The organism is Vibrio sp. Vb1980, assembly GCF_033338615.1.
Taxonomy (GTDB): domain Bacteria; phylum Pseudomonadota; class Gammaproteobacteria; order Enterobacterales; family Vibrionaceae; genus Vibrio; species Vibrio alginolyticus.
The window spans coordinates 311,050-336,725 of the sequence record NZ_JAWOSZ010000002.1 but is presented as its reverse complement, the minus strand read 5'-3'; the positions used below and the strand labels follow the sequence as shown (position 1 = coordinate 336,725).

18 protein-coding genes are annotated in these 25,676 nt (G+C 44.7%); 9 read left to right on the top strand and 9 right to left on the bottom strand.

All coding sequences use genetic code 11. The annotated features are described in order from the left end of the window. Window positions 1-36: 36 nt before the first annotated feature. The 3 genes from R7F64_RS04715 to R7F64_RS04705 all read right to left on the bottom strand — a co-directional run bounded on the left by R7F64_RS04715 (window position 37) and on the right by R7F64_RS04705 (window position 5,060). On the bottom strand, window positions 37-1,710 hold the full coding sequence (locus tag R7F64_RS04715; protein ID WP_182039658.1) for an alkaline phosphatase D family protein: 1,674 nt from the start codon (window positions 1,708-1,710) through the stop codon (window positions 37-39). 329 nt (window positions 1,711-2,039) lie between these two features. Continuing rightward, window positions 2,040-2,417: a hypothetical protein gene (locus R7F64_RS04710; RefSeq protein ID WP_005377965.1), complete on the bottom strand. Its 378-nt coding sequence runs from the start codon at window positions 2,415-2,417 to the stop codon at window positions 2,040-2,042. 288 nt (window positions 2,418-2,705) lie between these two features. Continuing rightward, the gene (locus R7F64_RS04705; RefSeq protein ID WP_230238183.1) at window positions 2,706-5,060 is read right to left on the bottom strand and encodes a helicase-related protein; all 2,355 of its coding nucleotides are present in this window, start codon (window positions 5,058-5,060) and stop codon (window positions 2,706-2,708) included. Between the two features lie 213 nt (window positions 5,061-5,273). Here R7F64_RS04705 and R7F64_RS04700 point away from each other — a divergent pair, with 213 nt between their 5' ends. The 3 genes from R7F64_RS04700 (at window position 5,274) to R7F64_RS04690 (ending at window position 9,441) form a co-directional block, all read left to right on the top strand. Continuing rightward, the gene (locus tag R7F64_RS04700) at window positions 5,274-6,962 is read left to right on the top strand and encodes an NAD-dependent malic enzyme (protein WP_005377977.1); all 1,689 of its coding nucleotides are present in this window, start codon (window positions 5,274-5,276) and stop codon (window positions 6,960-6,962) included. A 154-nt stretch (window positions 6,963-7,116) separates the two neighbouring features. Continuing rightward, complete coding sequence (locus R7F64_RS04695) at window positions 7,117-7,851, top strand: vancomycin high temperature exclusion protein (RefSeq protein ID WP_005388862.1); 735 nt, start codon at window positions 7,117-7,119, stop codon at window positions 7,849-7,851. Between the two features lie 219 nt (window positions 7,852-8,070). Continuing rightward, window positions 8,071-9,441 carry an SLC13 family permease gene (locus R7F64_RS04690; protein WP_017634863.1) on the top strand — a complete coding sequence of 457 codons (1,371 nt, stop codon included), beginning with the start codon at window positions 8,071-8,073 and terminating at the stop codon, window positions 9,439-9,441. Window positions 9,442-9,583: 142 nt separating this feature from the next. Here R7F64_RS04690 and R7F64_RS04685 read toward each other — a convergent pair whose 3' ends face one another. After that, window positions 9,584-10,921 (bottom strand): GGDEF domain-containing protein, encoded by a 1,338-nt coding sequence (locus tag R7F64_RS04685; protein WP_167415147.1) that lies wholly within the window; start codon window positions 10,919-10,921, stop codon window positions 9,584-9,586. Window positions 10,922-11,257: 336 nt separating this feature from the next. On the opposite strand from R7F64_RS04685, the gene R7F64_RS04680 reads away from it, so the two are divergent. After that, a complete protein-coding gene (locus tag R7F64_RS04680) occupies window positions 11,258-12,082 on the top strand; it encodes a DUF2797 domain-containing protein (RefSeq protein WP_005377984.1) in 825 nt (274 codons plus the stop codon). 90 nt (window positions 12,083-12,172) lie between these two features. On the opposite strand, the gene R7F64_RS04675 is transcribed toward R7F64_RS04680, so the two are convergent. Both R7F64_RS04675 and R7F64_RS04670 read right to left on the bottom strand, forming a co-directional pair. Continuing rightward, window positions 12,173-13,408 carry a cysteine desulfurase-like protein gene (locus R7F64_RS04675; protein WP_065274399.1) on the bottom strand — a complete coding sequence of 412 codons (1,236 nt, stop codon included), beginning with the start codon at window positions 13,406-13,408 and terminating at the stop codon, window positions 12,173-12,175. Then, window positions 13,392-14,048 (bottom strand): 2OG-Fe dioxygenase family protein, encoded by a 657-nt coding sequence (locus R7F64_RS04670; RefSeq protein WP_005377989.1) that lies wholly within the window; start codon window positions 14,046-14,048, stop codon window positions 13,392-13,394. The genes R7F64_RS04675 and R7F64_RS04670 overlap by 17 nt, the downstream gene beginning before the upstream one ends. 359 nt (window positions 14,049-14,407) lie before the next feature. On the opposite strand from R7F64_RS04670, the gene trxB reads away from it, so the two are divergent. From trxB to cydC, 3 genes are all read left to right on the top strand, one after another. Continuing rightward, window positions 14,408-15,367 carry a thioredoxin-disulfide reductase gene (gene trxB, locus R7F64_RS04665; protein ID WP_005377991.1) on the top strand — a complete coding sequence of 320 codons (960 nt, stop codon included), beginning with the start codon at window positions 14,408-14,410 and terminating at the stop codon, window positions 15,365-15,367. Between the two features lie 103 nt (window positions 15,368-15,470). Continuing rightward, entirely contained in the window at window positions 15,471-17,258 is a 1,788-nt protein-coding gene (gene cydD, locus R7F64_RS04660; protein WP_047100725.1) for a heme ABC transporter permease/ATP-binding protein CydD, read from the top strand. Next, window positions 17,251-18,972, top strand: coding sequence for a heme ABC transporter ATP-binding protein/permease CydC (gene cydC / locus R7F64_RS04655; protein ID WP_047100726.1), 1,722 nt, complete (start codon window positions 17,251-17,253; stop codon window positions 18,970-18,972). The genes cydD and cydC overlap by 8 nt, the downstream gene beginning before the upstream one ends. A 97-nt stretch (window positions 18,973-19,069) precedes the next feature. Here the strand turns inward: cydC and R7F64_RS04650 are convergent, their stop codons facing one another. The 3 genes from R7F64_RS04650 to R7F64_RS04640 all read right to left on the bottom strand — a co-directional run bounded on the left by R7F64_RS04650 (window position 19,070) and on the right by R7F64_RS04640 (window position 22,985). Further along, entirely contained in the window at window positions 19,070-20,401 is a 1,332-nt protein-coding gene (locus R7F64_RS04650) for a D-serine ammonia-lyase (RefSeq protein ID WP_042521984.1), read from the bottom strand. Between the two features lie 83 nt (window positions 20,402-20,484). Further along, a complete protein-coding gene (gene serC / locus R7F64_RS04645; protein ID WP_318071488.1) occupies window positions 20,485-21,579 on the bottom strand; it encodes a 3-phosphoserine/phosphohydroxythreonine transaminase in 1,095 nt (364 codons plus the stop codon). 137 nt (window positions 21,580-21,716) lie between these two features. Further along, window positions 21,717-22,985, bottom strand: a complete 1,269-nt coding sequence (locus tag R7F64_RS04640) for a DUF945 family protein (RefSeq protein WP_042521988.1) — start codon at window positions 22,983-22,985, stop codon at window positions 21,717-21,719. Between the two features lie 186 nt (window positions 22,986-23,171). Between R7F64_RS04640 and R7F64_RS04635 the strand changes: the two genes are divergently transcribed. Beyond that, entirely contained in the window at window positions 23,172-25,112 is a 1,941-nt protein-coding gene (locus R7F64_RS04635; protein ID WP_318071487.1) for an ATP-binding protein, read from the top strand. Next, window positions 25,109-25,606, top strand: a complete 498-nt coding sequence (locus R7F64_RS04630) for a response regulator (RefSeq protein WP_005378005.1) — start codon at window positions 25,109-25,111, stop codon at window positions 25,604-25,606. Before R7F64_RS04635 ends, R7F64_RS04630 begins: the two co-directional genes overlap by 4 nt. The last annotated feature ends 70 nt before the right edge of the window (window positions 25,607-25,676 follow it).

Below are 25,676 nucleotides of genomic sequence, written 5' to 3'. Positions count from 1 at the left end.
CAATAGCCTGCGGACTTTTTTCGTATTAGGCTCATTTTAGCCGATATTTAACGTAGTACCATCAGTTGTGGAGGCTGACTTGGTCGTCACCTGATATGTTTTGTCTTTAATCGTTGATACGAAATACCAGGTCGACTCTGCCTTGTCGGGCGTAAAAGTAACGCGCATAAAGCCACGCTGTTTGATGTCTGCCCACTGTAATTCTGACACTAAGTGCGGCAGCGTGTATTCCATTTGAGCGATCGCGACAGGGTCTAACGCGAGGTAGGCCTCTAACCCAGGGGAACTCACAGAGCTAGTCGCAAACTCTACCCCGATAGGATGCTTAGATACGTCTTTAAGCTCACTTGCCCATGCATTGTGCGTATCTCCTGCCAAACAGACAAAGTTACCACTGCTGGCTTTGGCCAGTTGATAAACGTTCTCTCGCTCAACGTAGTAACCATCCCATGCATCTAGGTTATATGGCAAAGCAATGGTATCTAAACTTGGGTCAGAGAGATAACCCGTAATCGCAGAGTTTACCGCTAATAACGCCTCTGTTTTTTGTTCTTCAGTGGCAGTAAACAATTGAAACATCGCGGTCATAACCGAACTTGGCAACTCCATACGAGACATTAACACTTGTTGCCCTAGCACATTCCAAGTTGCGTCGTGCGTACTGAACGCATCCATCAGCCAAGCGAGTTGGTCACCGCCTAACAGCTCTCGGTCTTGACTGCGCGACTGAGCAACTAAACCGCCAATAGCTTCCATCGTTGGTGAGCTGAGCGAGAAATAATCCAACGGTTTATCACGCCCCACAAGTCGCGTGTCGAGCATCATCAAATTGACTAAACTTCCAAACGAAAACTGACGGTAAATCAGCATGTTTGAGAAAGTGTTTTCACGAACGGGCAACCATTCTGTCCACGCGGCAGCCGCAGCTGCACGACGATCATTAAAGCTGCCTTCCTCTTCTTGATGGTTTTCCGCACCATTTTTCCAACTATCATTTGCAAGCTCATGGTCATCCCAGACTGCAATCATTGGTAGGCTCGCATGTAACGCTTGCAGATCAGCATCTTGGCGATATTGCGCATACCGTTTTCGGTAATCATCTAAGGTAATGCATTCAGTGCCTTTGCTTGGCTCTCGCACTAGTGCCTCAGCATCTTCACTAGCGTAGCCACCAGCCCCATACTCATAAATGTAATCACCGAGATGAAGTACCACATCAAACGGTTCTTGCTCATGTTGATTTAAGATCTCTCGATACACATGGAAATAACCAGCAGGATAGTTTGCACAAGAAACAACGGCCATGGATGCCTTTTCTACACCACCCTCTGGTAATGTTTGAGTTTGCCCGACTTCGCTAGTGACATCTCCAACCATGAATCGATAGTAATAGTGAGAATTTGCGTTGAGGTTTTGAACATCAACTTTTACCGTAAAATCTCGGCTCGTATCTGTAGCGAAAGTGCCACTTTGTACGATATCAGTAAAATTTTCATTAGAAGAAACTTGCCAGCTTACATCTGCGTAGCTTGCTGAGGTCGTAACTCGAGTCCAAATGATTACTTGTGTTTGAGTAGGATCTCCACTCGCCACCCCGTGCTCAAAGGTAACCGCAACAGATTCACTAGCATCGCTACCACAACCCACCAGCCCGGTAACAATCGCCGTTGAAGAGGCAGCTTTCATAAAGTCTCGACGAGACAAAGACATATTGACTTCCTTTCTTATTGTGTTTGTTTTTATGCCCAAATGACGTGGTGACTCAATCATCCTTGTGTGCCAATAAGGGACGTTAATTCGAACTTACAGTACCAACCACTTAGTCGGTAATTTGTCCTAAAAACACAAAGTTAGAAGCTAGTTATGACAATTGCATTTCCAAACGTTACATTTTTGTTAATTTAAGTGCAAATACTCTATATTCATCACACTTCCAAGACCTGTGACAAAAACCTCAAAATAAAAAAGCGACCTACTTTGAGGTCGCTTTTCATTGCACTATTGTTAAGTAGTACATCGATGAAGTGGAAATACTCAGCCTAAAACTTGATGTTAAGAACATCTTGTTCTGACGTATCCACCTTCAACTGACTGCGAGATTCTATGTACTCGATTTGCTGAACATCGAGCGAATATGGCATAACGACTCGCAATTCATTGATCCCTTCATGTTTAGCTAACTGGGTTAAGCGGACCAAATTGGATTCATCACTTTTACGAGAAGACATCGATTTTAATGCGGCATCCCACAACCGATCTTCAGGCTTGCTCAATTCCGCAATGTTCTGTTTCCACATCAAACCGAAAATAGGCGCGATGGTGGCAAATGCCTCTAAGAAGGTCCATTTTTTACTACCTGTCGCCCCTAAAAAGCTAGTGTAGTCGAATTCAATGCACGTCTTTCCTTGTTGATCCATTCTATGCCCCCGACACTCGAAAATGAGATATACCAAATATCGTTCAACTGTTTTGATATAGCAATGGGATATAAAACATTCGTCTTTTATGCCCTAATTTACATACAAAAGGAAATATTAAAACCAGCTTTGTAACAACTGATGTACAGCTTCGCCATATATAAGCATTCAATTGATTAATATTTCAATTAAGAAACTAAAAACAACACGTAAGTAACGATATCAATATGAAATCATTATAGATTCACCAAGAAAATATCAATTCTTGTCACAACGTCATCCCCCGACCTACTTTACATCAATCACTCGACTGGCCTTTTTATACTGTATCTTCCAACCAGCCCAACGTGGCAGCTCCCAACGCTTCGGGTCTCCCTTACGGTTTCCCTCTCGATAAACGACCTGTACCAGCTTACGAGACGCGTAATACTCGACATCTAGTTGGAGTTCTGGCAGCGAAAGTTCTAAAGGGTACTGCTCCGTGAAATCGTCGTATTCCCATTCTGGAACACCGTTAAATTTTAAGTCTTCTGGTTCAAACAACGCCATATCATCGGTGTTTTCAACGCCTAATGTTTCCAACTGATCCTTTAACCAGCTAGAAAATGTCAAGGAGGCCAAGTCGTTAACCTCTTCTCCTTCGGCATTAAGGCCCAATGCGTTGTAGAGTTTCCAGTGTTGGATTTGCTGTTTTCTTTGAGAAGCAAAACCTGGTAACAGTGTCTCGTCTTCTATCATTTCGACAATAGACTGAACAGCAACATCACCTTTTAACGCTTGATGTTCAGTACAGATTGTTCGCCCGGCGTAGACCAGGTGCATTGTTGCTCTTGGGGTCTCCTCTTCATAATTCGTCTCACCTTGTTGCCACTCCCCAAATTCAAGTTCGCGTAATAATGTCAGCGGGATAGGCATCATAACCGATGCGAGGTTCAGTGTTTGCTTAACGCCTCGTCCTGGCACGCTATGGCTATCTAGCACGATTGCCGCTTCTTCTTTGTCAGGAAAGCGGCTGTTACGCCCAACCAGCATCTCGACTACGCCATTTCCTAGAGCATCCCTTCGACGAGCTCGTCGGACAAACACAAGCTCAGGGTGCAATGAGGCGATGGAGAAAAAGAGCGCTTCACGTTTATATCGAGAGGCAACGTCAAGTTCCGGTAATTCAAATACTTCTCGCATTTGTTTCGCTAAACCTTGTGCCTCTTCGAGTGCGCTGGCATCAATGACAATGCCCGGAAGTCGCTCCCCTCGAACCAAACGGATAAGCAAAGAGGCATCACACCCGTATGGTTCCTCTTGAGACAGAAGCTCAGCGACTTCACCACTTTGTCGCTGATAGAGCTGCGCAGTCACAGATAAGGCGGCAGCCAAATCAATCATTGCTTCCTTCTCTGGCTTCGCTTGAATTCTGGTAACGAGATCGGCAAACAGTGCATCAATAGGTAGTGGGTATACTTTTCTACCGTGCTGCGTGACATTGCCATCCTCATCAATCGCTTCCATAGATAACAACGTCGAATGAGATGCCTCTAGCGACTTTGGGGGAATTGAGTCGAGAAAATCGAGTGTTGAGAGACGGTACCCACAACAAGCCGCTGCCAGCATGGGCTCGACGAGCTCTTCTCTGTGTAATTCTGGAGGTGTCACCAACTCTAAAGGCGCGTGCTCACCATATAGACGAATACAAGCCCCTTCGGTAACGCGACCTGCTCGCCCCATTCGCTGCGCGGCACTGGCCTTAGAAATGTTGGTTAATGTCAGTGCTGTACGTCCATTTCGTTGTACAGTTCTGCGCTCTAAACCACTATCGATTACCACACGGATATTAGGAATGGTCAGAGAGGTTTCCGCGACGTTGGTTGCCAATACGACTTTCCGTTGCTTTTGTACCGTCAGCGCACGATGTCGTTCTTCATCACTGACCGAGGCATGAAGTTTAACCACCATGACATCACTGCTGCTTTGTAGGATCTGCGCGCATTGGGCGATCTCTTTACGTCCTGGGAGAAAAACAAGAATATCGCCATCTTCATCTTCCAGTGCTTCTTTTACCGCTCCGACAACTTCCTGTTCATATCCCTTTTTGTTCGGTAAATAGCGGCTGTCTGTAGAACGATGTGTCACCGTGACTGGAAAGCAACGTCCCTCCGAACGCAGACGCTTAGCATTCAGGTAACGAGCAAGCTTTTCGCCTTCTAAGGTAGCGGAAGTGACGATCAATCGATGTTGATTTTCTTGCTTCAAAATGGCGGTTAATAGATCAATATCCCAGCGTCGCTCGTGAAATTCGTCCACTATCACGATATCAAAGTCTGCTAGCTTGTTTTCCGAAAACCAACGCAGTGCAACCCCCGGAGTGACAAATACAACTTCGGTTTTTTCATCAAAATAGGCATGAAGCTTGATCGCGTAACCGACTTTGCGACCTATTGGCTCTCCAGATTGCTCCGCAAGAAATTCAGCCAGCGAGGTACAAGCAATTCGACGTGGTTCAATAACCAGAACGCGTCCGTGTTTTGCCGCCCACATGGGCAAGCGGGTAGATTTACCCGACCCGGTTTCGGCTTCCACCACAAGATGGTTAAGGCTTACATGATGGTCAAACTCGGCTTGCAGGCTGTCGATAGGTAGTTGAAACATAGAAATTGGATTTGATTTGATGATGCAAAACATTATACCCAAGTAAAAAAATCCTGCTTTAGGTATCTCTAAACAACCAATATTGCCGATATTTTCGTCGGTATCTGAATTTTTTTGCGACATTACATTGATGTGCATCAACGCATGTTTACAACTAAATAGTGAACCCGTTAAAATTTGGTGCGCATCCTTCAACCCTACATAAGGCACCCAATGAACAACGATAAACGCCCACTATATATTCCATATGCGGGTCCGGCTCTTTTAGCAACCCCTCTTTTGAACAAAGGCAGTGCATTCTCTGCTGAAGAACGTAGTTCATTCAACTTAGAAGGTCTGCTTCCAGAGTCGACCGAAACTATCCAAGAGCAGGTGGAACGTGCCTACCAGCAATACAAAAGTTTCGAAAGCGATATGGATAAACACATTTATCTGCGTAATATCCAAGACACCAACGAAACATTGTATTACCGCCTAGTGCAAAATCACATTTCTGAGATGATGCCTATCATCTACACGCCGACTGTTGGCGCAGCATGTGAAAACTTCTCTAACATTTACCGTCGTGGTCGTGGTCTGTTCATTTCATACCCGAACCGTGACCGTATTGACGACTTGCTGAACAACGCAGCAAACCACAACGTTAAAGTGATTGTTGTGACAGATGGCGAACGTATCCTTGGCTTGGGTGACCAAGGTATCGGCGGCATGGGTATTCCTATCGGTAAACTGTCACTATATACCGCGTGTGGCGGTATCAGCCCTGCTTATACGCTACCAATCGTGCTTGATGTGGGTACCAATAACCCGCAACGCTTAGCTGATCCGATGTACATGGGTTGGCGTCATCCTCGTATTACGGGTGCAGAATACGATGCATTTGTAGAAGAGTTTATCCAAGCGGTACAGCGCCGTTGGCCTGATGCTTTGATCCAGTTCGAAGACTTTGCTCAGAAAAATGCGATGCCTCTTCTAGAGCGTTACAAAGACCGCGTGTGTTGTTTCAATGATGATATTCAGGGTACCGCTGCTGTTACTGTTGGCTCTCTACTTGCAGCTTGTAAAGCAGCAGGAACTCAGCTTTCTAAACAACGTATTACCTTCCTAGGCGCAGGGTCTGCTGGTTGTGGTATCGCAGAAGCGATCATCGCACAAATGGTATCGGAAGGAATTTCTGACGAGCAAGCTCGCTCACAAGTTTACATGGTTGACCGTTGGGGTCTGTTACAAGAAGGCATGCCTAACCTTCTTGATTTCCAACAACGCTTGGTGCAAAAGCATACCAATACGAAAGAGTGGGAAAATGAAGGAAATGGCTTCTCACTACTCGATGTAATGCGTAACGCCAAGCCAACGGTACTAATTGGTGTTTCTGGTGCTCCTGGCCTATTTAGCCAAGAAGTCATCGAAGAAATGCATAAACACTGTAAGCGTCCGATTGTCTTCCCACTGTCGAACCCAACAAGCCGCGTGGAAGCGACACCGAACGACATCATTCGTTGGACAAATGGTGAAGCACTGGTTGCAACAGGTAGCCCATTTGAGCCAGTGGTTCATGAAGGTCGCACTTACCCTATTGCACAATGTAACAACAGCTACATCTTCCCAGGCATTGGCCTTGGTGTACTTGCTGTCAATGCAAAACGTGTCACTGACGAGATGCTAATGGAATCAAGTCGCGCGCTAGCAACATGTTCTCCTCTAGCAATCAATGGTCGTGGTGCACTACTTCCACCACTGGAAGAGATCCACTTAGTGTCGAAAAAAATCGCATTTGCCGTTGGTAAAAAGGCAATTGAACAAGGTGTCGCATTAGAAATTACTGATGAAGCATTGAACGTGGCAATTGAACAGTCGTTCTGGCAACCTGTTTACCGCCGCTACAAACGCACTGCGTTCTAAGCTTGAGACAATTCGTTTAATAATTAGCCCCTACCATGTAGGGGCTTTTATTTTTTTATCATCCTAACCAGATTTTGGCATAAATGGGCTTCTCTCTTTTTGTTTCTATCAGATATGATGAGAACTACATTTTTAGTTAAGGATATAAAACGTTTTGTTGTTTTCTCGCATAAGATCAAAGTGGAAGCTGAAATTTTCCTGGAAGCGATTTGCTTTGATTTTGTCGATCTCTGCACTTAGTCTGCTTGTTTCTGTTATAGCCATCGACCGGTGGGTGGTTTTACAAGCCAAAGAGAGCATTTTCACTGAATACGAGCAAATCCCTCAACATGAGGTTGCCGTAGTTCTTGGTACCAGTAAATACATCGGAAAGATCCTCAACACTTACTACACTCATCGCATTAATGCGGCGATTGAGCTTTACAACCAAGGCAAAGTAAAACAGTTTTTATTGAGTGGTGATAACGCCCACCGTTCATACAACGAACCGTGGACAATGAAACGCGACTTACTTAAAGCAGGCGTGCCTGAAGAAGTGATTCACCTTGATTATGCTGGCTTTCGTACCTTAGATTCGATTGTACGAGCAAAAAAAATTTTTGCTTCGGAGCGATTTCTGATTGTGACTCAGCGCTTTCACTGTGAACGCGCACTGTTCATCGCTGATGCTTACAGCATTGATGCACAGTGTCTCGCGGTAGCAGGGCCGACGGCCAATAAGCAAAAAACATCGATGCGTGTTCGAGAACTGCTAGCCCGTGTGAAAGCGTTTTTAGACCTGTACATTATCAATACGCAGCCTAAGTTTCTTGGCCCTCAAGAACCTATCGTCGCAGTAAAAGAGCCAAATAAAGCAGCTAACGAGCCTCTTCAAGTCCCCGTCGAATAGAGGAATAACGTGGCTCACAAGCCTAGTAACATTTCTATAAAACAAATGGGTAGTTTTCTACCCATTTCCAATTCTCAACATCACACTTTCTAATTTGCTCTACGATTCAGGCAAAACTCTTTTTCGCATTCAAAGTAACATTTCATCAATAAATAACTACAAGTCAGTTACTTTGCCATAAAAAAACCGACAAAAGGCAATGCAAAAGGAGCACTACCCATGACCGCACTCGCTGTGACATTGAAGAATTGGTTCTTCACTCGCAACAGCATGATTTTGAACGCGAATATCCTATTGTTCATTATCTTGTTTAATACCTTACCCTTTGAACCACAAGTAGTAACCGGCCTGAGCATCTTAGTTTTTGTTGCTATTCTGTGGCTAACCGAAGCGATTCACGTCAGCATTACTGCGCTGCTCATACCACTACTTGCGGTATTTTTGGGTGTGTTCAACACTCAAGCCGCACTGAATAACTTTTCCAACTCCATCATTTTTCTATTTTTGGGTGGTTTTGCACTAGCTGCGGCTCTACATAAACAAAAGTTAGATCAAGCGATTGCAGATAAAGTACTATTGCTGGCAAGAGGAAAAATGTCTGTCGCTGTATTCATGCTATTTGGTGTGAGTGCTGGCCTGTCAATGTGGATTTCAAACACCGCCACCGCCGCGATGATGTTACCGCTTGTGCTGGGTGTGATGACAAAGCTAGACGCCAAGAAAAACCACAACACCTTTTTGTTTGTTCTACTCGGTATCGCTTACAGTGCTTCAATTGGTGGTATTGCAACACTGGTTGGTAGCCCACCAAACGCAATTGCAGCCGCTGAAGTTGGCCTAAGCTTCACTGAATGGATGAAGTTTGGTGTACCTATTTCCCTAGTATTAATGCCAATCGCTATCCTCGTATTGTACACGATGACTAAGCCTGACCTTAGCCACAAGTTTGACCTTGACCATCAACCAGTCGAATGGACAAACGGCAAAATGATTACGTTGGCGATTTTCTTACTGACCGTAACTTTGTGGATATTCAGTAAGCCTATTAACGCTATGCTGGGTGGCTTCGCGAAGTTCGATACTCTTGTAGCTATTGGCGCCATCCTTCTACTTGGTGCTTCTCGCGCCGTCGAGTGGAAAGATATTGAGAAAACAACCGACTGGGGTGTGTTAATCCTATTTGGTGGTGGTATCTGTCTGAGTAACGTCCTAAAAGCAACCGGAACAAGCGTATTTTTGGCTCATAGCTTGTCAGGCTTCCTTGAGCAAGCCGGTATTCTCTTAACGATTCTTGCAGTGGTTGCTTTTGTTGTCTTCTTGACTGAGTTTGCGAGTAACACCGCCAGTGCTGCGCTACTTGTCCCTGTATTTGCGACCATTGCAGAAGCCTTAGGCATGTCTCCGGTTATTCTTTCTGCACTGATTGCCGTCGCTGCATCTTGTGCATTTATGTTACCAGTTGCAACACCTCCAAACGCGATTGTGTTCGGTACGGGTCATATCAAGCAAAAAGAAATGATGCGAATTGGTTTCGTATTAAACATTGCGTGTATTGCTGCACTAACGCTTTTCGCTTGGTTGTTCTGGTAAAAATAGCAAGTTCGATTAGCACTACACTGCTGCTCACGGTAATCGTATCGATAACCCAAACTTCCCCCCTAAGTGGTGTTCAGCAGTTTCCCTCTTGGTGGCCAGTTGGCCACCTTTTTTCTTTCCTTTCAGTGAACGGCTATCAGGCTTGCTTCTTTTCGCAAGCAAGTAAACCATAATGAGCTTCCACTCGGTTGCGGCCATTGCGCTTCGCCTGATACAACACTTCGTCAGCTCTCGCCATGGTTTCTGAGACGCGTTCATTCTGCATTTGGGCAACGCCAATACTGCAAGTTAATGAATCACCGTGCACCCACAAATGATCCTCCACATTTTTGCGAATCATTTCTGCCTTCTCTAACGCTTGTTCAATATTGGTATCAGGGCAAAATACGACAAACTCTTCGCCGCCCCAACGAACGAGTCGATCGTCTGAGTAAATAGAAGTCGCTACCACCATGACAAATTCGCGCAATATGTCATCCCCCATTTGGTGCCCAAATTTGTCGTTCACCTTTTTAAACTTATCCAAGTCCAAATAGAGAATACTGAAGGTGTTATGCCCCCAGCGAACCTGACGAGATTGTTGTTCCAGCCAGTGTTGCACAGCATATCGGTTCATCGCGCCCGTCAAAGCATCTCGATGCGCTAACTCTGCAAACTCATAGTTTTGAGCTCGCAAAGTATCATTCACCTTTTCCAAATGACGGTGACGCTTTTGCGCTTTTTCATAAGCCACTCTATTTTTTCGCAACTCATGCAGTGAAAAAGCCAGTCCAAGCGCCATCCAAGAGAGTAATAATGCATACAACAATGTTTCTTGCGCAAGGTAAGCGCCTTCAAACTCAATTTTATCAATCACAATTCTATGTTTACCAAGTGCCGCACCAGACCCAGTTGCAATATCAATACGTGTGATGTTTGAAAATTCAGGTGCAGAGTGCTCAATCGCGACTCCGTTATCTGCTAACCACCAGGTCATCACCTGAAGATTTTTAATCGGAATTTCGACAATATCGCTCGAACCCGACGGAGAAAACTGCATGCCATTATATTTAATGGTGTACTCGTCGTCCGGCTTGGAATACTCAGAATTATAATTGCGAAGATACAAACGTAGGTCGTGGCTAGGGTTAGCCCCTATTCCTGCCTCTTCATATCGCACCTTCAATCGAATCGTATGGTAGTTGGAAAGGTCAATACCCTGTGTTGGCGTTGCTGAATCGGTATAAACCGAGATTCCGCAGTAAGGCCAAGCATACGAGCTCTGCTTTAGTTCACAGCTAAGAACTAGGCTTTGCCGATCGTATGTGATATCAGCCTCACTCACACCTCCTTCACTGGCATCTTTAGTTGCATAGATATTGAAATGCTCAGGTGTAATGGTCAGCTTTCGCGTATCGCCAAGCACACTATAAAGGGCAACCAAACTGATAGTGCAAATAGAAAGAGCAAAGATAAAGTTATGGATCCACTTCATGGGCAAGTGACCTGCTGAGATTATATGCAATACGTGAGGTTCAATAATTTCAAAAAATGAAATCAAGGTGATTTATCAAGAAATAAAATCACTTTCTCATTCAATTCTTAGTTTCGACACATAGTAACGGATTTTGAACCGTTATCACGTTTTAAAATTTCTAAAAAGTGCAGCTCAACTTCTATTTGCGAAGCATTTCACAGCCATAATTTTTAGAAAATAAAACACGATGCATAATAATTTAGTGCAAGACATTTACTTTAAAGCTCCTGTCAACCCTGCATCTCTTCTCCACTTCAGTATATACTGTGCAAAAACACAATAATGAGTAATGTCATGTCATTAATTGCAACTGGCACGCTAAACAAAATGCGTGCTTCTCTGGACGGTGCCGTCAACTACCGTCTTCCTGTCGGTGAGGAAGAAATCGACTTAACTCCGTTTCTGGGTAAAACGCTCACACTGACTCACACTGGCAATATTTTTTGTTGCTCATGTGGAAAGAAAACGAAAAAGAGTTATTCGCAAGGCCACTGTTTTGTATGCATGAAAAAGCTAGCAAGCTGCGACATGTGTATCATGAAGCCAGAGACCTGCCACTACGATCAAGGGACTTGTCGCGAACCACAATGGGGTGAAGAGAATTGCATGGTGGATCACTTTGTCTACCTGTCCAACACATCCAGCTTAAAAGTTGGTATTACTCGTCATACTCAAATCCCGACTCGTTGGATTGACCAAGGCGCGACTCAGGGCTTGCCAATTTTTAAAGTAAAAACTCGCCATATCTCCGGTTTAATTGAAGTTGAACTGGCGAAACATATCGCAGACAAGACCAATTGGCGCACACTGCTTAAAGGTGACGGTGAACCTATGGCATTGCAGGACCGTTTTGCTGAGCTATTGCCTTTAGTCGAAGAGAAAATTGCCGAGATAAAACAGCAATTCGGCGAAGATGCCATTGAAGTATTAAACGAAAGCATTACCGACCTTAGCTACCCGGTACAACAGCACCCAACGAAGATCACTTCGCATAACTTCGATAAAAACCCGGTTGTTACTGGCACTTTGCAAGGCATCAAAGGTCAATACCTCATCTTTGATACTGGCGTTATTAATGTAAGAAAATTCACTTCCTATGAAGTTGAAGTTAGTGAGTAATCGCTTGTAAAACGCGTTGATTCAAATAAAAACGAAAAAAGCTCGAGTTTGACTCGAGCTTTTGTTTTTCTATTAGGAAGAAATCGTTAGTTATGCGTCAAGGATGCTTTCTAGCACATCGAATAACATATCGACTTCTTCTATTGTGTTGTAATGCATACAACCAATTCGCACTACACCACCCGATTCTTCTAAACCAAGTTGACGAACTAAGCCCAACGCATAAAAGTGACCATTCCATACACAAATGTTATGTTCACCCAGTGTTTTCGCGATGAATTCTGGAGAATATCGGTCAAACGTTAGCGCAAAAGTTGGCGTGCGGAGTTGGCTATCTTCCTTTGCGATACCGAATAGATTGACACCATCTAATGCATTCAAACGCTGTAAGAAACGCTCACTCAAGCGCTGCTCATGTTGTTCATACAGTTGGTAACTTTGCTCCAACCGTTGGCGAAGAGGTAAACCGACTTCACCAAATTGAGCCAGATACTCAACCGCAGAAACGACACCAGCAAGACCTTCAAAACTTTGCGTTCCTGTTTCAAATCGACCTGGACCTATATTAGTGGCAGGCTCGACTTTGTAAGGGCGAATACTGTGGAGCCACTGATCGGCTATGTAAGCAATACCAACGTGCGGTCCGAAAAACTTGTAAGCTGAGCAAGCTAAAAAGTCACAACCTAACGCTTGAACATCAACCAAATGATGAGGCGCATAATGGACGGCATCCACATAAACTTGTGCCCCAACATTGTGCGCCATGCTGACTACTTGCTGTACATCCACAATAGAGCCCGTCGTGTTCGATGCATAAGTCACAGCGACAAGGCGCGTTTTATCAGAAAGAAGGCGGCTTAAATGCTCCATATCCAGCGTACAATCTTCTTCGTTGATACGAACTTGATGAACCGTAACGCCTTTATCTTCTGCCGCTTGCTGCCAGCTGGATACATTTGAATAGTGATCCAAAGCGGAAACAATGATCTCATCTCCTACTTGCCAATCTCGACTAATCGCGCGACTAAGCTGAAAGGTTAGTGAGGTCATATTGGCACCGAAGACAATATTGCCAGATGAAGGGGCATTAAGTAGAGCCTGAGCCGACTCACGCGCATTTTGCATTACGTCAACGGTCACTTGGCTAGAAAAATAATGCCCGCCTAAGTTAGCGTTGAAACGACCTAAATACCCTACCATGCTGTCTAGTACTAATTGAGGCACTTGTGAGCCACCTGGACCATCAAAAAACGTCACGGGCTTGTCGTTGTGGTATTGAGCCAACGCCGGAAATTGCTCTCTGATCTGATTAAGATTGAAGTTCATTACGCTTATCCGTAGCCGTGAGTACAAATACATCCATATGGCCCGCTTCGTCATCAATAACAGAGCGGATTGGGCACGCGTTATGCCACAGCTTGCTATCAGCCAAGATTGCGACCTCTCCGGTTTCTAGCACTTTACGGAAAAATGGGGCTTGGTTATGGCTGCTGTACAGCATGATGTCGCCACCGATGATGTTATGGCGTCCCACACCAACCATTGCAATGTGATCAAAACCGTCTTGGTGCACACCTTCAGGTGCTACTTGGGTTTCTTCTTCCAGTGCCCTGATACGGATTTGGTGAATTTCTATTTCTTGACCGTTTGGCAGATGATTCGCATTGACAAACAATTCACACATTTCTCGAAATCCATCGCTGGTAAGAATATCCTTCTCAATTGGCTCGAATTGTCTTACAACATCACCTTGAAATCGGTTGATATCAGAGGATTGAACAAAGCTATTTTTATTTAAGTCGATGACTTTGCCGTTATCAAAACCAACCACAGAATAACGTCGTAGTCGATACTGACCATCTGCATGTTCGGTACGAGGCAGTTCTTCAAACGATGGGGAAAGCTGCTCAATTGCTGCCATGCTGAGCTGTGTTAAATGTAGAGTATTCTCACGTGAATGTAACATCATTTGCTCCTTTAATGAGGCACATTAATTAACATTTAATTTACACACTAGGTTACGCAAATATTCTGCAATTACCAGCTTTTAACGTTGATAGCTTCAACAAAACGACAAAAACAACATAACAAACCAAATTAAACCACAAAAACAGAGTCATGTTTCAGTTTTACGCTTTGACAATATTTGAAACTAGACTTCTCTACTACGAATAGAATTTTATGCTAGAAGTCAACGTTCTCTATCAATATTTAGTGGGTTCTAATCTATAACCAATTATTCGATCACAATCGTTGTTTATGCTTTTAAAGCACTAAGAATTTCCATACAATCGAGGGAAATGTTACGCCCTTTTTGGAGCCATAATGAGCGACGTAAAACACTGTAAATTATTAATTCTTGGTTCTGGTCCTGCAGGATACACAGCTGCCGTCTACGCAGCGCGTGCAAACTTAAACCCTGTGCTTGTGACGGGAATGCAACAAGGTGGTCAGCTAACCACCACAACTGAAGTTGAAAACTGGCCAGGCGATGCTGAGGGACTGACAGGTCCAGCATTGATGGATCGCATGAAAGAACACGCCGAGCGTTTCGAAACTGAAATCGTATTTGATCACATCAATGAAGTAGAGCTATCACAACGCCCATTTCGTTTAAAAGGCGACTCAGGTGAGTACACTTGTGATGCCTTAATCATATCTACCGGCGCATCAGCAAAATACCTTGGCCTTGAGTCTGAAGAAGCATTTAAAGGTCGCGGCGTTTCTGCTTGTGCAACCTGTGACGGTTTCTTCTACCGTAATCAGAAAGTTGCAGTTGTGGGCGGTGGTAACACGGCTGTTGAAGAAGCGCTATACCTTTCTAACATTGCGTCAGAAGTTCACCTGATCCACCGCCGCGATTCATTCCGCGCAGAGAAGATCCTTGTGAAACGTCTGATGGATAAAGTTGAAAGCGGTAATATCGTTCTTCATACCGATCGCACTCTCGATGAAGTACTGGGAGACGATATGGGCGTAACGGGCGTCCGCATTAAAGACGTGAACAGCGGTGCGACAGAAGATATCGATGTAATGGGTGCATTCATCGCAATTGGCCACCAGCCAAACACACAAATCTTTGAAGGCCAAGTAGACATGAAAGATGGCTACATCATCGTTCAATCAGGTCTTGAAGGCAACGCAACACAAACTAGTATCGAAGGTGTATTTGCAGCTGGCGACGTAATGGACCACAACTACCGTCAAGCGATCACCTCTGCAGGTACAGGTTGTATGGCTGCATTAGATGCTGAACGTTTCTTAGACTCACTTGGTGACAAATAACTTTTCACATTTGTGTCATATCCTTAAAGCCCAGCGGTATTCCCGCTGGGTTTTCTTTTGTATACTACCGCCTCATTAAAACAATTATCATTAAGCCTTCACGATGGATAAGAAAAAGCAAAGCAGCTTGAATAAGTGGCTGAAGCAACAAAGTAAGTTAGCCAAGCGCTGGCTTATGATTGCGATAGGCCTAGGCGTACTTTCAAGCGTGTTTTTATTGGCTCAAGCAGCCCTGCTCGCCTCCATTCTGCACCAGTTAATCATTGACCAAGTCGACAAAGCCGACCTCATTTGGCATTTTGTTGGGCTCGGTGGCACGGTTATCGGTCGAGCTGCTTGTACCTGGGGTCGAGAGCTTGCCGGTTACCGTTGCGGGGAGCAAATTCGAGTTTATATTCGCCAACTCATTTTAGATAAAGTTCATAAACTTGGGCCAGCTTACATCAAAGGCAAACCTGCTGGCAGTTGGGCAACGCTCATCTTAGAGCAGGTAGAAGATATGCAAGATTTCTTCTCACGCTACTTGCCTCAAATGTCATTATCGGTACTAGTGCCTTTCATCATTTTGGTTGTCGTATTCCCAGTAAACTGGGCAGCAGGCTTGATCTTCCTGGTCACTGCACCACTAGTGCCTATTTTCATGGCACTGGTTGGGATGAAAGCCGCAGAAGCAAACCGTAAAAACTTTAAAGCAATGCAGCGTTTGTCGGGTCACTTTTATGACCGCTTGCAAGCAATGACGACCATTCGCTTATTCGATAGAACAAAATCTGAAACTGAAACTCTTAAGGGTGCTTCGGAAGTCTTTCGTACTCGTACCATGGACGTTCTGAAAATCGCGTTTCTGTCTTCTGCGGTGTTAGAGTTTTTCACTTCTATTTCTATCGCAATTACCGCTGTCTACTTTGGCTTTAGTTATATCGGGGAGCTCGATTTCGGCTACTACGGCGCAGGTGTTACGCTCTTTGCTGGTTTGTTCATTCTGATTCTTGCTCCAGAGTTTTATCAGCCATTACGTGATTTGGGCACGTTCTATCATGCGAAACAGCAAGCGGTTGGCGCAGCAGAAAGCATTGTCGAGTTTCTGGATTTGGAAGTCGATCAAATCAAAGATGGTACCCAAGCGTTAGATAAAAACAGCCCTATCCATATTGAAGCGGACCAGTTAACCATTTTTAGTCCGGAAGGTAAGCAGCTCGCAGGTCCCCTATCCTTCTCTCTTGAAGCCAACAAAAGTACAGCGTTGGTTGGACCAAGTGGCGCAGGTAAAACAAGTTTGGTAAACACAATCCTCGGTTTCATGCCTTATCAAGGTAGCTTAAAAATTAATGGCTGCGAATTGTCGCAACTGGATCTAGCCACATGGCGAGAGGCAGTAAGCTGGATTGGTCAAAACCCGATGCTATTACACGGTAGCATTCGAGATAACATCACACTAGGTAAGCAAAATATTCAGGATGCAGACGTACATTCTGTGTTGAATGACTCTCACGCTGCTGAATTTGTTGAAATGCATGGGTTGGATTATCCGATATCTGATCGTTCTGGTGGTTTATCTGTCGGCCAAGCGCAGCGTTTAGCACTGGCTCGCGCCATGCTACAAAATGGTCGTTTTTGGTTATTAGATGAACCAACCGCAAGCTTAGATGCTCGCAGTGAAAAACTCGTGATGGAAGGCATTAACAAGTATGCGCATGCCACAACGAATTTGATGATTACTCACCAACTTGCGCCTTTACAAAACGTATCGCAAATTCTTGTTATGCAGGACGGCCAGATTGTTCAACGTGGTGATTACGCCACACTGTCGACAGAAGATGGCTTATTTAAAGACATGTTGGAAGCGAACCTCGCACAACGTGAAACAGACAAGGGGAACTTAGATGCGTGATTTACTCCCTTATCTAAAACTCTATAAAAAACACTGGTTTGGTCTTTCGCTAGGTATGCTACTGGCATTTCTGACCTTAGCGGCGTCTATTGGCTTATTAACGCTATCAGGTTGGTTTATTTCAGCCGCAGCGGTGGCAGGCTTGACGGTTGCTCGTGAGACCTTCAACTACATGTTACCAGGTGCCGGGGTACGCGGCGCTGCAATGGCTCGAACCGCAGGTCGATGGGGAGAACGTGTCGTTAGCCACAATGCAACGTTCAAGCTGCTTACCGATCTACGCATCTTCTTCTTTAAGAAACTTGCACCACTGATTCCGGGTCGTGTTTCTACGATGCGTGATGCCGATCTGCTCAACCGCTTAGTAGCGGACGTAGATGCGATGGATCACGTTTACCTTCGACTTATCAGCCCTGTCGTGATTGGTGTTTTTGGCATATTGAGTTTAACGGCTGTCCTGGCGTTCTTTGATTGGCATCTCGCCCTACTGCTTGGCTCGATTCTTACCGTCATGTTGTTTGTATGGCCAGTACTGTTCTATAAACTGGGTAAAAACAATGGCGAGAATCTCACTCATCATAAAGCGCAATTGCGAGTGGCGACACTGGACTGGCTTCAAGGCTACAGTGAACTGAGTATCTTTGGAGCAGAAGAACGTTATCGTAATCTCATTCTAGAGAAGCAGAAGCAGTTGCTGTCTAACCAATTTGTGAACGCGAATTTAACGGGCATGGCTTCAGGCCTGCTTATGCTGGTGAACGGCATTACACTGGTTGTGATGCTTTGGTTTGCTGCAGACGGCGTAGGTGGTCGTGCTCCTGATCCTTGGATTGCGCTGTTCGCGTTTGCAACCATGGCTAGCTTTGAGATTCTGATGCCTATCGCGGGCGCATTCCAGTATCTCGGTCAAACGTTGACTTCTGCTCGTCGTTTAAATGAAGTAATTTTGGCTGAACCTGACGTCGTCTTCCCTGAGCAGTCGAAACATAAAGACACAACGTTAGACATTGAATTCGACAACATAGATTTTACTTACCCTGACGGTCAGCAAAAGGTGCTGAAAGACTTGTCACTCTCACTACCGTTGGGCACTAAAACTGCAATTGTAGGTCAAACAGGTTCAGGTAAATCAACACTGATTCAGCTTCTTTGCCGCTACTGGGATGTTAACCAAGGTGAAGTTCGAATCGGTGGTACAAAACTGCAAGATTGGAGCGAGTCGGACCTGCGAGCAGCAATGACTGTGGTCAGTCAACGCGTAGATGTACTAAACGGGACACTACGTGACAACTTACTCATGGCCGCTCCGGATGCAAGTGATGAGCAACTGTCTACTATTTTACAAAAAGTCGAACTTGGCGGACTTCTTGAAGAGCCGGGGTTAGACGCTTGGTTAGGCGACGGCGGTCGTCAGTTATCTGGTGGTGAGAAACGTCGAATCGGTATTGCTCGAGCATTGCTACGTGATGCCCCAATCCTACTCTTAGATGAACCGACTGAAGGCCTCGATAAGCGTACGGAACAAAAAGTGATGGCGCTTTTCAATGAACACTTTGCTAATAAGACAGTAGTATTCATTACACACCGACTGATAGAGCTAGAAAGTATGGATAGCATCTGTTTGATGGAACAAGGTGAGATCATCGAACAAGGCGACCATCCAACGCTACTCGCTCAAAAAGGTCGTTACTACCAGCTATTACAATCTCTATAATTCGATTTTCAGTGACGAGAAGGGCTCATCAAACGATGAGCCCTTTTGTTATTCCTGTATTATTAGTTACCTAATTAAGCACGTATACAGTGCTGATTTACCGACCAGATTTTTTGAGATAAGCCGCCATTTCATCTTCCGGAACCATGCCCCCACCTGTTGCCCAAACAAGATGTGTTGCGTTTTTGAGTTTTTCTTCGTCAAATTTCATTCGAGACTGATAAGCATGGTTATTCGAGACGTGCACTGCCCCAATCATACCGGCTAATGCAGAAGGCTCTAGATTAATACCTTCCAGTTCACTTAACTCACCCAAGTGGTGATACATACGAGCGTCATCAATGGTGTAAAAACCATCAAGTAGCCTTTCCATCGCTCTTCCGACAAATCCCGAGGCACGCCCGACTGCCAAACCATCAGCGGCGGTGATGTTATCGATACCCAAATCTTGTACCGAAATATCGTCATGCAAGCCTGTATGTACGCCCAACAGCATGCACGGTGAGTGCGTTGGCTCTGCGAAAATACAGTGGACATGCTCGCCAAATGCTACCTTCAAGCCAAATGCCACCCCACCAGGCCCGCCGCCAACACCACAAGGAAGATAAACAAACAATGGATGATGCTCATCAACCACGATTCCCAAGTCATCAAATTGCTGCTTAAGACGCTCACCCGCAACAGAGTAACCTAGAAACAGCGTCCGTGAGTTTTCATCATCGATAAAGAAACAGTTGGGATCTTTTTCTGCCTCTTTACGACCTTGCGCGACAGCAATACCATAATCTTCCTGGTGCTCTACGACATTAACACCATGTGACCGGAGCTTATTTTTCTTCCATTCCCGCGCATCCGCAGACATGTGGACTGAAACTGAAAAACCCAACTTCGCACTCATGATGCCGATGGACATACCAAGATTGCCGGTTGAGCCAACCGCAATACTGTACGGCTTAAAAAACTGCCGAAACTCATTGCTGAACAATTTGCTGTAATCATCGCTTTCACAGAGCAAGCCGGCTTCAAACGCCAACTTTTCTGCATGAGTGAGCACTTCATAAATACCACCTCTCGCTTTGATCGAACCAGAAATTGGCAAATGACTGTCTTTTTTGAGCATTAAACGGCCCAATATTGGCGTGTCGTATTGCTGCTCCAAACGCACTTTCATATTGGGAATATCCACCACTGCGGACTCAATAACGCCACGCGACGTTTCCGTTTCGGGAAACGCTTTCATCAAATAAGGCGCAAATCGTGTTAGCCGTTCACTCGCCGCTTGAATATCTTTTTCATCTAACCCGACATGAGGTAAGCCTTCCTCCAAGGAAGTGATATGGGGGTTGAACCAACAAACCTCTTCAAGATCAATAAGTGCAGCCAAGAGTGGGAACTGCTTAGTCAGCGCTTCAATATTTGCCTTGGTCATTTTACCTTCCTGGAATGATGTGAGTTGAGATAAACAAAAGCGCCGCAATAGCGACGCTTTGGAGAACAACTATCAGTTTGAGCTTACGCGTAGTTTTTCTCAAACTCTTGCATGAAGTCTACTAACGCTTGAACACCTTCTAGCGGCATTGCGTTATAAATGGATGCTCGCATACCACCAACTGCTCGGTGACCTTTTAGCGCTTTCAGCCCTTTAGAGTCTGCTAGCTCAAGGAAGGTTGCATCCAGTTCAGGCTTAGCAAGTTGAAATGGCACGTTCATCAAAGAACGGTTTGCTGAGTGCACGCCATTACGGTAGAAATCAGACTGATCGATGTAATCATACAGTAGCGCGGCTTTAGCGCGGTTCACTTGCTCAATTGCTTTTACTCCACCCTGTGCCTTCAGCCATTTGAAAACAAGACCAGACAAGTACCATGCAAATGTTGGTGGCGTGTTGAACATTGATTCTTTTTCTGCCAAAACAGTGTAATCCAAAATACTTGGTAGTACCTGCTTCGCCATACCTAATAAATCATCGCGCACGATAGCAATAGCAATGCCGGAAGGACCAATATTTTTCTGAGCGCCCGCGTAAATCACACCGTATTTAGACACATCGATTTCACGAGAAAGAATTGTCGAAGACATGTCAGCAACAATCGGTTTGTCGGTGATAGGAAGATCGTTAATCTCAATACCATCAATGGTCTCATTTGGACAGAAGTGAACGTAAGCCGCTTCTGGAGCAATTTTCCATTCACTTGCAGGTAGAACCGCGACTTTCCCGTTGATTTCTGTTTTTGCATCAAACACGTCTGGTTCGCAGTATTTTTTCGCTTCAGCTACGGCGCTTTCAGCCCAATAACCACCATCGATGTAAGTTGCCATATCGGCATCACCAAGTAAGTTTAGAGGAACAGCAGAAAACTGAGCACGAGCACCACCTTGGCAGAACAGCACTTTATAGTTGTCCGGAATATTCAGAAGATCACGTAAATCCTGCTCGGCTTCTTCTGCAACTTTGATGAACTCTTTGCTTCGGTGGCTGATTTCCATGACCGAAGTACCAAGGCCTTGCCAATCGATTAGTTCCTGTTGTGCTTGCTGCATAACTGCTTTAGGCAGACCTGCTGGTCCTGCACTGAAGTTAAATACGTTGTCCGTATTTTGTTCCATGATGCTCATTGCTCCTGCTATGTAAATATTACGAAATTAATATCACGTTTTTGCAGTGATAAAAACAAGAAAAGAGGTCTTACGACCTCTTTTTAAAGACTAAGCGTTGAATTGGAACAAATTCGCAACAACACGAATTACTGTTGCTGCATCAAAGCAGGCATAAGTAGAGCCACCAATGGGAACTCATGCCCATTTTCGAACTTCAATTTGCCTTCACCAATTTCTGCTTTTAATTGATAACCGCCCTCTACTTTTTCGATCAACTCCATAATAAGGAGCTCATCAATCCCTTCTTGAATAAATGGGTAATGCGTTACTAATTCATCAGAGAAGTAAGTGCTAAGTTCACCAGTAGTGGCCGTCACCAACTTCATTGGATCTTGAGTAATATGCTTAGTACCTTCAGGGATGGATAGTTGCCACTCGTTGTGGAACTTGCCGTCACCGAACGCGAGTGAAAGCTCGTTCACGGATAAATCAAAACCTTTGCTAAACAGCGTATCGACATGCGGCAATAAATTCGCAATTTCCTGCTCATCTAACATAGGAGAGCTTTGATAGATAGACATAATTTGATCAAAAGACTGGCTATCCACATCTGCAATTGAGAAATCCAACTTAAAGTTATCGACATCCGTCCCATCAGTTAAACGTAGTTTCTTAGCATCTAGGTTTAATTGACTGTTCAGCTTATCACCAGACTCACTCATCGTAGTGTTACCACGGTAGCTCGCATTTTCAATCAAAAAGACAGGCGTCAAGTTCGCATCAACCACATCCAGCTTCTCTAGAGAGAAAGACTGCTCGCCTAACCAGTAGCCTTTTGCTTGCTTTCCTTTACCTTGCCCTGTCAATGCATTCAGATGAAGCTCTTCACCGTTTTCAAAATCCACTTGAACAGAAGGAACGGAAACTTGGTAATTGAGATCACCCAATACCGTCACATCACCTGTTACTTTTGCAGGGCTTGTAGAAACAGAAACACCTTGCGCTTCGTTACGATAATGCCAACTGTCTAGGTCGAGGATAAATGCTGTATTGCCATTTAGTTGAGTCTGGCTATGCATCGTGAGAGGCAAAAAGTCATTGTCCACCAATTTTGAATCTGCTGTTAGGCTTGTTAGACCGTGGCTAACATCACTGGTTACGTCAAACGTCGTTGGCATACCATCACGCTCTAACTGCGTTTTAAGCTCAGGATCAACAACTGAATAACGAGTCAGCACGACTGAAGACAAATAGCCACGCTGATACTCGACCACTTCGCCTTTAATCATTTCATCATTCATATTGGTAATACCATCTTCAATGATGGACTGACCAATTTGTCCGACAGCCAATGGCCAACACAGTGCTAATGAGATAGCACCACCAATGGCGCCGATTTTTTTAAGATTTTGCATAACGTCACTTATTAGATATTTTCGGTCAGTCTACCCCAAACCACCTGTGGAGAAAACATTGAGACAAATCAGACTATTGATGCTTATTCTAGTCCATTAATCAGGAATCATACTTGGCTCCCACTCATCATGTCCTTTTATTGTTAAAGTTTGCGTGGCGAAGTTTTAACCGGAGCTAAAACATCTGTGAATCGTTATGCTGTGTTGTGTCTCGACAACAACCCAATCAGTGCTGAACAGTTTCGATTGGAGCTGTCTGCCTTCTCAAGTAAGTTTGATATATTTTCTGTCGAATCGATAGAAGAGGCTCAAAGCGCTTTAGAGTATCTAGAAGAAAGAGAACAGACTGTTGCTTTAGTTATAGCGAGCCATCACGCTCATTTTAACGGCGTGGATTTTCTTATTGGTTTAGACCGGATGCCACATACCGAGCAAGCAAGAAAAATTCTTATTAGCTGCTCGTCTGATATAGAGGCAATTCTCACTGCCGTTAATGAGGGCAGGCTCGACCACTGCCTCACTAAACCTTTGCCAGATCACGTCTTATTTAACACAGTGCAAAAAGAGCTGACCCAATTTATATTGCGAAACGGTAAAGAAGACCTGCTAAGTTACAGTCAGATATTGGATCATCACAGCTTGTTGCGAGCGCACATCAATAACCAGATGAGCCATTATCAAGCCGGATTCTTACACGACTACCACTCGATGTCTGATGCCGAGTTAGCCGAGCAAGTGATCTCCGCTCTCCAGCAATTTTTTAAAGATAATGACGAAACAAGAGCGTGCCGTACATACTCACCTGAACACTTATTAACCGTGGAAGGCGAGCCAAATTGCTTTTTGTGGTTTATCACCGAAGGTGAAGTGGCTCTGTACAAGCGCGATGAGCAAGGCATGCAGCGAGAGGTTGTACGCCATAACAAAGGGAATATTGTCGGAGGCATGTCGTTTGTTACTGGGGAATGTTCTTTCTCGACAGCTCTAACACTAACCAAAACAGAAGTTATCAAACTCGATCGCAACGTATTCAATAAAGTGATGCAAAGCGACTCAAACTTACTGCCTCTTTTTACAAACTTGCTTTTACGCCACTTCAACCGCCGATTGCAAAGAAGCATCAACACCAAACTGCAACTTCAAAAAACGCTCGAATCTTTAGAATCAGCCCACCAGCAGCTCATTGAAAGAGAAAAAATGGCGATGCTTGGTCAATTGGTTGCGGGAGTGGCCCACGAACTAAACAATCCAGTAGCCGCGATATTGAGGGGCGTAGAGAATTTAACGCATACGCTAGAACGATTACTTAACGATGCGCCAAGTTCCGATATACAAACCAAAGGCATTGAATTACTGAGCAAAGCGCAAACCTCAAAACCCGCTTCAACCGCCGAGCTCAGATCACGCGTAAAAGCGCTTAGCCATACTCTTCCAGACCGAGCGTTGGCAAAGAAAGTGGTGAGCCTTGGTTTAGAATCCGATCACGAGCTACTTACCCAACTAACGAGAAAGCAGCAAACGTCTTATCATGCTCTCAATACACTAGAGCAATACCACAAAGCAGGTTCTACACTTCGCTCAATTAATGTCTGTGCAGCACGAATTGCTGATATGGTAAAAAGCCTGAAAGGATATGCTCGGTCAGATGATGAGACCCTGCACTATGCCGATATTCATGAGGGCATTGAAGACACCTTGGTGATTTTCGAGAACAAATTAAAAATGCACCAAGTTTCAACCGACTATGCAAACTTGCCTTCCATCCTTTGTCAACCGATCGCACTCCAACAGGTGTGGACGAACTTGGTCTCTAACGCCATTGACGCATTTCCAGAGAAAGGTGTGTTAAACATACAAACACGCCTTGTAGAAAAAGAGCACACACATTATGCCGTTATCTCATTTGAAGATAATGGATGTGGCATTCCTGAATCGCAAAGAGACGCCATTTTCGAGCTGAACTTCACCACAAAAAAAGAAGGTAATTTTGGCTTAGGCATCGGGCTGTCCATCTGCCAGCAAATCGTAACAGCACACAGAGGGTGGATTGACGTCGAATCAGAGATCGGCCAGTTCACACGAATGACCGTCTGGTTACCAGTCATCGAAGAAGGAGATGAAACATGACCAAGTATCTAATTTTATGTGTCGATGACGAACGAGAAGTCTTGGATAGCGTGCTCCAAGATCTTGCTCCCTTCGAGGAGAACTTTGTCGTCGAAGGAGCGGAATCGGTGACTGAAGCTCGGCAAGTGATTGAGGAGATGGCGGAAGAAGAAGTTCAGCTTGCGCTCATTTTATGTGACCACATTATGCCGGAACAAACTGGGATCAGCTTCTTAATCGAACTCAGTCAAAATGGTGACACAAAAGCAGCGCGCAAAGTTTTACTCACAGGACAAGCTGGTTTGGAAGACACCGTAGAAGCCGTAAATAACGCGAGTCTCGATTATTACATTGCCAAACCTTGGAAAGGTGAAGCATTGAGAAAAGCAATCGTGTCTCAGCTTACCGCGTTTGTGATTGAGAATGATGATAACCTGCTATCCTGGACTCAAATCCTTGATTCTGAGGCAATCCTCAACGCCATGGCAGAAAGAAGAGCAAGCTTTGGCGAGTAATAAAGTGTTTGGTTCTAACTTGAACTCAACGATGCTCATTGCACCACCTAACCTCGCATAGTCGAATGAG

Bases quoted from the DNA above. Each gene is read 5' to 3' on its own strand.
- R7F64_RS04710 (WP_005377965.1), bottom strand. From the start codon at position 2,417: ATGGATCAACAAGGAAAGACGTGCATTGAATTCGACTACACTAGCTTT.
- R7F64_RS04685 (WP_167415147.1), bottom strand. From the start codon at position 10,921: ATGAAGTGGATCCATAACTTTATCTTTGCTCTTTCTATTTGCACTATC.
- R7F64_RS04630 (WP_005378005.1), top strand. From the start codon at position 25,109: ATGACCAAGTATCTAATTTTATGTGTCGATGACGAACGAGAAGTCTTG.
- R7F64_RS04650 (WP_042521984.1), bottom strand. From the start codon at position 20,401: ATGACCAAGGCAAATATTGAAGCGCTGACTAAGCAGTTCCCACTCTTG.
- cydD (WP_047100725.1), top strand. From the start codon at position 15,471: ATGGATAAGAAAAAGCAAAGCAGCTTGAATAAGTGGCTGAAGCAACAA.
- R7F64_RS04700 (WP_005377977.1), top strand. From the start codon at position 5,274: ATGAACAACGATAAACGCCCACTATATATTCCATATGCGGGTCCGGCT.
- R7F64_RS04675 (WP_065274399.1), bottom strand. From the start codon at position 13,408: ATGAACTTCAATCTTAATCAGATCAGAGAGCAATTTCCGGCGTTGGCT.
- R7F64_RS04715 (WP_182039658.1), bottom strand. From the start codon at position 1,710: ATGTCTTTGTCTCGTCGAGACTTTATGAAAGCTGCCTCTTCAACGGCG.
- trxB (WP_005377991.1), top strand. From the start codon at position 14,408: ATGAGCGACGTAAAACACTGTAAATTATTAATTCTTGGTTCTGGTCCT.
- R7F64_RS04690 (WP_017634863.1), top strand. From the start codon at position 8,071: ATGACCGCACTCGCTGTGACATTGAAGAATTGGTTCTTCACTCGCAAC.
- R7F64_RS04640 (WP_042521988.1), bottom strand. From the start codon at position 22,985: ATGCAAAATCTTAAAAAAATCGGCGCCATTGGTGGTGCTATCTCATTA.
- R7F64_RS04670 (WP_005377989.1), bottom strand. From the start codon at position 14,048: ATGTTACATTCACGTGAGAATACTCTACATTTAACACAGCTCAGCATG.
- R7F64_RS04705 (WP_230238183.1), bottom strand. From the start codon at position 5,060: ATGTTTCAACTACCTATCGACAGCCTGCAAGCCGAGTTTGACCATCAT.
- serC (WP_318071488.1), bottom strand. From the start codon at position 21,579: ATGGAACAAAATACGGACAACGTATTTAACTTCAGTGCAGGACCAGCA.
- cydC (WP_047100726.1), top strand. From the start codon at position 17,251: ATGCGTGATTTACTCCCTTATCTAAAACTCTATAAAAAACACTGGTTT.
- R7F64_RS04680 (WP_005377984.1), top strand. From the start codon at position 11,258: ATGTCATTAATTGCAACTGGCACGCTAAACAAAATGCGTGCTTCTCTG.